6 protein-coding genes are annotated in these 6987 nt (G+C 63.1%); all 6 read right to left on the bottom strand.

What is annotated here, in order from left to right; genetic code table 11:
- Positions 1-265: 265 nt before the first annotated feature.
- Positions 266-1186, bottom strand: a complete 921-nt coding sequence (locus FMZ75_RS20565) for a glycoside hydrolase family 3 N-terminal domain-containing protein (protein WP_207783555.1) — start codon at positions 1184-1186, stop codon at positions 266-268.
- A gap of 85 nt (positions 1187-1271) precedes the next feature.
- Entirely contained in the window at positions 1272-1931 is a 660-nt protein-coding gene (locus FMZ75_RS22320) for a DUF2809 domain-containing protein (RefSeq protein WP_166146007.1), read from the bottom strand.
- The gene (locus tag FMZ75_RS20555; protein WP_166146010.1) at positions 1928-3487 is read right to left on the bottom strand and encodes an ATP-binding protein; all 1560 of its coding nucleotides are present in this window, start codon (positions 3485-3487) and stop codon (positions 1928-1930) included. The genes FMZ75_RS22320 and FMZ75_RS20555 overlap by 4 nt, the downstream gene beginning before the upstream one ends.
- Positions 3488-3558: 71 nt before the next feature.
- Entirely contained in the window at positions 3559-4254 is a 696-nt protein-coding gene (locus FMZ75_RS20550; protein WP_166146004.1) for a response regulator transcription factor, read from the bottom strand.
- A gap of 10 nt (positions 4255-4264) precedes the next feature.
- Positions 4265-5785: a DUF4153 domain-containing protein gene (locus tag FMZ75_RS20545; protein WP_166146001.1), complete on the bottom strand. Its 1521-nt coding sequence runs from the start codon at positions 5783-5785 to the stop codon at positions 4265-4267.
- Complete coding sequence (locus tag FMZ75_RS20540; RefSeq protein WP_166145998.1) at positions 5778-5972, bottom strand: hypothetical protein; 195 nt, start codon at positions 5970-5972, stop codon at positions 5778-5780. The genes FMZ75_RS20545 and FMZ75_RS20540 overlap by 8 nt, the downstream gene beginning before the upstream one ends.
- Between the last annotated feature and the right edge of the window lie 1015 nt (positions 5973-6987).

Here is a 6987-nt window from a genome sequence, read left to right as displayed (position 1 = left end):
TTCTCGTTCATCTTCGGATCCTTCCAGAGACATGGCTGTCCCTCCGAAGAATCTCACATCCGAAAATCCTTCCGAACCCAAAGAATCAATGGGGTCGCGACGGCGCTTACCCCCTTTCGCCTGGACACGGGAATCTCTCCTATCGGCGCAGCCGGACGTCCGCCGTTCGTATGGCGCCGGTCCGCAATGGGTCAAACTTTCAGGTTCACAGAGTCGTGCCGCTGCGGACCTTGTACCTTTTCGGAACCGCTGACTCGTCGAAGGTTCAATTTTCGGAAGCGCGAAGTCGGGCGTCGCTGACAACCAGCATCTGGCGATCGATTTGGCCTTTAGCGTCGGCGGCGAGCACGCATTCCATCAGTGGGTAGTATTGGCGACCGTCATACGAAACCAGCAGCAAGTCGACGCCGGCGTTGAGCGAAGCGACGACGCCGGAGCAGATATCGTGGCGGTAGACGGCGCCCATGTCGAGATCATCGGTCACGACGAGGCCTTCGAAGCCCCATTCGCCTCGAAGCAGGCCGGAGATCGCCGCCTTCGACTGGGACGCCGGATGAAGCGGATCGACCGCATCTATGATCGCGTGGCTCGCCATGACGAGCGTGGGCGATTTTCGCACGATTTCGCGGAACGGCGCCCAATCTGATAGAGCCAAATCGTCCTCACGCGTGGCGAGGCGGGCCCGCACTGCGTGCGTATCCTCCGCGATGCGGCCGAGGCCGGGGAAATGCTTCAGTGTCGCGCTCACCCCTTTCGCGTGGAGCCCCAATGCGAAGGCGGTCGCGGTCTCCGTGACGACGGCGGGATCGGAGTCGATGGCGCGGCTTGCGATCCGGCTACCGTTGTCGGATGCATCCGACCGTCTCTCGAAGCGCAGATCGACCACTGGTGCAAAATCGACTGTGACGCCGAGACCCGCCAGTTCGGCGCCGAGCGCTTCGCCAGCCTCGCGCGCCTTTGCGCGTCGGACGTCCGGCGGCAACCCTGCGAGATCGAACAGAGGAGAATGTGCGGGAAGCGGGGGCGACAGATGCGAGACGATCCCGCCTTCTTGATCGGCGGCGACGATCAGTGGCGGTAGTCCGGCGTCGCGCCGCAGTCTTTGGAGCTGGGCGATCTCATCGCGCAATCGGTCGAGGCTCCGGCCGGCCGCATTGCGATGGGTGACGAAAATCCCACCGATCAGACCGCGCGCGGCGAGAGGCGCGACCTCGCCGACGCTCTCATAGCCGACGATGAAATGCGCTGGCCGAGCTCCAGTGGCGTGCTCATCACGCGATGTTCACCAGCCGCGCCGAGAGCCAATAGCCGGCGAGCGTGAGCGGAGCGCAGCACCAAAGCGCGACGAGCAGGCCGCCTTGGCGCCAAACTTTCCCGCCGCGCCGCATCGCGAAAGCAGACGTCAAGACGCCTGCGATCGACGCGCCGAGGATCGCCGCCCATGCCCAGTTGCGATATGGCAAGAACAATGGATCTTCGAGGCTGACGGCGATTGCAATCGCGCCGGCGCCGGCCGCCCATAGGAGGGCGAATATCGCGCGCGAAAACGTCGGCCGCGCGCCATGTCCCCCGCAAGGATCGCAAGCCGCCGCCGCAGCGACGCCGATGGCGTAGGCGAGAATGTTCCATAATGAGAATATGCGGCCGAGGATCAACGCGCCCGGCAGCGTCAGGCGAAAAGCGTCCAGCCAGGGCGCGTGATAGAGCCGGAAGGCCTCCACCGCGATCGCGATCGACATGGCGGCCGCTGCGACCCGCCATCGCGGCCAGTTGCCGCAGCCAACAGCGACGAGGAAATAGACCATCGTTGCCCACAGGACGGAGCCGCCGTATTTCACCACGAACGCCGGCAGGCCGAGCCCAGGTCCGAAGGCGCGCAGGGATAGTCCGGCGAGAATGATCGCCGCGCAGATGGCCGAGCGCATTTTCATGACTGCGGCCGATCCCGTTCCGCGAGCGGGATCGTCAAAACAAATTCTGCGCCGGGCGGCGCTCCCTCGCCATCCTCGGCCAGAGCAATGCTTCCGCCATGCGCTTGGAGCATGGCGCGCACGATTGCGAGACCCATGCCGGTGCCGCCGCTGTCGCGCCGTGTCGTGAAGAAACTGTCGAAGACCTTGTCGCGATTAGCGCGCGATACGCCCGAACCATTGTCCCGAACCGCGATACGCAGGTCCTCGCCTTGCGCTGAGGCCGCGATCGTCAATTGCGTGGCGCCATGGCGCGCGGCATTGTCGGCGAGATGCGAAAGGATGATGCGCGCGCTTTCCGCCGATATCCGAATCGGACGGTCGATGTCGCCATGCGCTTCTATGCCCAGACTTTCAAAGGTCGATCGCAAATCGGTCACGGCGTCGGCCATTGTCGTCGTTCCCAAGGTTGGCGTGGCTTCCGCGCGCGCGAGCTCGCGCAGCCTTTGCACCACGGCCGTCAATCGGCCCGTATCCGAAAGGATATTATCGAGAAAGCGGCGCCGATCGTCGATGTTCATGCCAGGGGCGGATGGATCGAGATCGTCGCGCAACAGCTCTGCCGCGCCCTGAATCGATGTCAGCGGCGATTTCAGCTCGTGCGAGACATGGGCGGCGAAGGTCGCGATGAAGTCCGAACGATTTTGGAGATTCGTGGCCATATCGAGAAAGCTCTGCGACAATTGCGCAATTTCCATCGCTCCGTGATGGGCGAGCGGCCGCAGCGCGCTACGATCGCCGCGACCGATGGCTGCTGTCCGGCGCATGAGCTCGCGCATCGGCCGCGTGATCGTGCGCTGGAACACGAAGCCGATCAGCAGAGCGAGACTCACAATGGTCAGGGCGGCGAGCGCCACCTTGCCGCGCTCGTCATAAAAGCTCTTGAAAATGTTGCTCGGCGTGCGAGAGGAATAGACGACGCCGGCGACGCGGCCGCGCAGGATGATCGGCATGGCGGTGAAGACGCGCACCGCCGTCCCGCGGCTCCAGGAATAGAGCGGTGGCGGCTCGTGCTTCGAAATCCGCGAACGCATGACACTATGATACTGCCCCTGAAGCGCCTCGGCGACCTCCTCGACATGCGCGAGCGACAGGCCGATCTCCTCGCGTCCGGCGATCACGACGCCTTTGGGATCGAGCAGACGAAAGCCGGCGAGCGTGACCTGTTGGATTTCGACGAGGTCGGGCCCGAGGCGCGCGCCGAGCGCGACGAATTCGGCGTCGGCCGGCGCTGCGGCGGGTTGTGCGTCTGGCCTTTGTCCCAGCATGTCGTCAGCGGTCAGATCGAGCGTCGGCATGATCGGCGTATAGGGCTCCGCAGGATCAATCCTCGGCGCAGAGACCTCCGTTCCCAGAGGAATATTCGCCGGCGCGCGCGTTTCGAGTTCGCGGCGCATGACGGCGGCGATGGCCGCGCTCTGCCCGATCAGCTCGGATTCCGTCTGGTGTATGAGCTGGTTCTCGTAGATGCGGAAGAAGAACAGGCCGGCGAGTGGCAGCGCCAGCGCGGTCGCCATGACGAGCGATACGATCAAGCCGACGCTCGGCCGCCATTTGCGCGGCACTTCTATATAGGGCGGTCGGTCGATCAAGCCTTCGCCTCACAACGACCGATCCGGAAGCCGACGCCATGCACCGTCTCGATCGCATTGTCGCAGGCGAGAGCGCTGAATTTCGCGCGAATGTTGCGGATATGGCTGTCGATCGTGCGATCGGCGACATGGATCGCGCCGCCATAGGCTGCATCCAAAATCTGGTCGCGCGTGAACACCGTGCCGGGGCGGGCGAGCAGGGTCTTCAAGATTGCGAATTCGATCGCCGTCAACGCGACCGGCTGCGCGCCGAAGGTCGCGGCACGGGCGTTCGGATCGAGGGTGAGATCGCCACGCGACAGCCACGCGGCTTCCGGCGCAGGGCGAGCCTGCGCGCGTTTTAGAATAGCGTTGACGCGCGCCACCAGCTCGCGCGGGCTGAAGGGCTTGGTGACGTAATCATCGCCGCCGATCTCGAGGCCGATCACCCGGTCGATCTCCTCGTCGCGCGCGGACAGGAACAGAATCGGCGCATCCGAGGTCTTGCGGATTCGCCGGCAAACCTCGAGGCCGTCCATCTCGGGCATGCCGATGTCGAGCACGACGAGATCGGGCGCCGCCTCGGAGAAGCGACGCAGAGCCTCGGCGCCGTCACAGGCGGAGACCGTCTTCATGCCGGCCTTTTCCAGCGCGAAGCAGATGATGTCGCGAATGTGGGAATCGTCGTCGGCGACGAGAATGCGGTGGGCCACGGTAGCGTGCCTATCGATTGCCAGAGGCGTCGGAGCTCGTCGGCGCCGCGCCTTGCGGATTTGTATCGAAATATCGTTTCAGGCGCCATCCTCGGAAGGTCCAGCTGCGCCAGTCGATATCGGCGATGGCGGCGCGGGCGGAGGCGCGGGCGAATTTCTCCTCTCTCGGCGGGCGGCGCCCTGTCCGCTCGGCGTAGAGCCGGACATATCGATCATAGGCGGGGATCGCCTGCGGCCCGAGCGAAACAAGATAGTCGATGTCGAGCGCCGGGCCGGCGCCGCTCGTCTCGGCGCAATGCGTCACATTGTAGGTCGCGACGAGATGAGGGAAATTCAGGAAGCAGCAGAGGTAGAGCGTCGCGACCGCGGCGAGCGCATTGGCGTCGAGCAACCATTTGTTCGATTTTCGCGCGGCGATCTGAATGGTGATCAGCATGAGGCCGACAGCGACCAGGCCCATCCAGATCATCGCCGCGAGCCGCAGTTCGCTGAAGGAATAGGCGTCGACATAGAGCGCGGTCCGAAACATCGACGACAGGACGAGCATGACGTTCTGCGCGACAAAGATCAGCACCAAGGGCTTTATGTAACGCGATCTTTCGGCAGGGCCGCCCGGACGCATCGCTACGAGGGCGAAGCCGGCGGCGAGCACTGCTGTCGCCAGCAGCGGATAGGCGCCGCGATGCGCATAGGCCGCATAGGTGAGGCCATGCGGCAACGCCAAGCCGCCCCAGAGATAGGCTGTGTCCAGGGACGTCTGCACGGCGAACAAAGCATTGAACAAGAACAGCGATCGTAGCACCGCATCCGCGCCGAGCAGCGCGCCGTCGTCCTTTTGGCTCGCCGATGCGGGCGCCTTTCGCTGCGCCGGCTCAAGTGGGCGGCGCAGATGAATGAACGGCCATATGAGGCACGCGATCATCAGCCAGAACAGGATTCGTATCGGCGAGACCAGCTCGAATCCGCGCCTCGGATCCAATAGGCCCACCCAGTCCTCGATCACGGGATTCGCCGTCGCAAAGAGCGACAGAAATACGAGAAAAAGCCCGATCGGCGCGATCCAGGCGACCAGCGTCCCCGCAGGCTGGACAGTCCTGGACCTGCTCCGCGATAGCCTCCGCGCACGAAGAATATCGCCGATCAGCCAGAACGGGCCGACGAACAGCAGATTGCAGGCGCGGCGGAGCTGCGAGGGCCAGACGCCGCTGTCGCCGAAAGTCATGACCTGGGCGAACATCAGCGTCGCTCCAATAACGAGTAGAAACGACAGCCAGGAGACGTTCTCCATGACGGCCAGCAGCGCGAGAATAAGCGCAGCGGCGGCGGCGATCCGTAATTGCCTGCTCGCGCGGATCGGATTGACGAGGATCGTCAGCAGGCCGACAGCGCCGAGAAACAGGGCCAGCGACAAGCCGACGCCGGCTCGATCGAAGAACAGCCAATCGGCGAGAGCCGCAGCAGAGGCGGCGAGAGCGAGCCTGCACGCCAGCCATTGAATGGGAGTGCGAGAGGACAGAGAAGTTTCAATCATCGCTGGCTTTCCTTTGGCGATGCGCGATCGGGAAGGGAATGACGTTGCAGCGCCGCCGTTGGCGGACGGGGAATGGCGAGATTTCCGCGGGCGGCTGGTTGGGATGGCGGGCGAGCCACCAGCCGTCGTTTACGAGCCGGCGCGGCAGGCGTCCTGCGAGTAAGGGAAAGGAGATGACGTCGGCCATGTGCGGACAATGCGCTGGGGCTTTGCAGCGCGATTGCCGGCCGATCTCAGATTTCGAGGATTATTTTGCAGTTTTCGTGCAGCCGACGGCTCGAACTATGAGGGAGGTCGAGGCTTTGAGCAGGCCCGTTGCGAGAGCTCGTCGCTTTCCGGGGTAGATCTCCGGTTTTTTCGGAATTGGTTTTCGGAATGGTTCGCCCACAAATGTGACCGGCTTTTACGCAGCCTCGCGGGCGCGCCATGCGCCGCTCATTGGCCGAGCCAGCTCACGAAAATCACAAAATTCGCCTCCGCCAGATGATGGGGATGATGCGTCGTCATAACGATGGTAAGCTCATCGTCGCGGGAACGAAAAATTCCGACGTTTGGAGGCCTCGGTATGTTCGCGTCGTCACAAAAATTGGTGCCGGGAAAATATCGAACGCTGCAAATGGGCGTAGGATTGGCTCGAAGAGCTCGAGAGTGGGAATATGAGGGTCGAAGGCCCCGGGGCAAACGTCGGGCCATCTAGCGGGTTTTTAGAGCATGCGCGGTTTTTGCCACATTCCATGACTACACGGCGAATTGCGGTGTAGTCGTGGTAATTCACGGATCCGCCAACCAAGCAGGCGCCCGCTCCTTGACCGACGGCCTCGCGTCCAAGCATCGTCTCCAGTTTGCGGGAAATCTCGAACAGATCCGGTCGTCGTTTGACCCACCGCCGCGCTAGAGAAGCAGTTACGGACGAAATGCGTGACTGCTCTACTGAGGCCGCTTTCCAAGCCGCGGTTGGGGACTTGGCTTGAAATCGGCCTTTAACGTCGGTGTGAGATCTAATCGCCATCATGCGCACAGGAAAAGCGAACTATCGGTTTGCTTTTGATTTGGCGTATTGCGGGTTGGCAGCAACCGCGTCCGATAAGCATCCTCAAGCATCCCCTCATTTTCTCACCCCACGGCGAGCACGGCGGCCGTGACCTTGTTTTCTGAGAGCGCAGCCTGGAAGCGCTCCATGAGCGCGGTCAAGTCTTTTTCCG

This window comes from Methylosinus sp. RM1, assembly GCF_011378635.1.
GTDB classification, from domain to species: Bacteria; Pseudomonadota; Alphaproteobacteria; order Rhizobiales; family Beijerinckiaceae; genus Methylosinus; species Methylosinus sporium.
This window is presented reverse-complemented; position numbering and strand designations above follow the sequence as displayed.

Coding starts and splice junctions, on each gene's coding strand:
- FMZ75_RS22320 (WP_166146007.1), bottom strand. CDS start 1,931: ATGAAAATGCGCTCGGCCATCTGCGCGGCGATCATTCTCGCCGGACTA.
- FMZ75_RS20555 (WP_166146010.1), bottom strand. CDS start 3,487: ATGGCGACCGCGCTGGCGCTGCCACTCGCCGGCCTGTTCTTCTTCCGC.
- FMZ75_RS20545 (WP_166146001.1), bottom strand. CDS start 5,785: ATGATTGAAACTTCTCTGTCCTCTCGCACTCCCATTCAATGGCTGGCG.
- FMZ75_RS20540 (WP_166145998.1), bottom strand. CDS start 5,972: ATGGCCGACGTCATCTCCTTTCCCTTACTCGCAGGACGCCTGCCGCGC.